Genomic DNA, 223 nt, shown 5'->3' on the forward strand with positions numbered 1-223 from the left:
GAGCGGGAAACGAGACTCGAACTCGCGACCCCGACCTTGGCAAGGTCGTGCTCTACCAACTGAGCTATTCCCGCTTAATCTTTGTCTTTCTGGCTGCTGTTGTCGCAACCCGAAATACGTTGATTGGGTGGTGCTGCCTTTCGGCGATTTCAAATTTTGGAGCGGGAAACGAGACTCGAACTCGCGACCCCGACCTTGGCAAGGTCGTGCTCTACCAACTGAG

At 54.7% G+C, this 223-nt stretch carries 1 tRNA gene; it reads right to left on the minus strand.

Annotation, left to right across the window (positions count from 1 at the left end):
- Nucleotide 1 precedes the first annotated feature (1 nt).
- A tRNA-Gly gene (locus AACV31_RS20415) sits at nucleotides 2-74 on the minus strand.
- Nucleotides 75-223: the final 149 nt, after the last annotated feature.

Source organism: Cronobacter sp. EKM101R, assembly GCF_963888145.1.
Taxonomy (GTDB): Bacteria; Pseudomonadota; Gammaproteobacteria; order Enterobacterales; family Enterobacteriaceae; genus Cronobacter; species Cronobacter turicensis.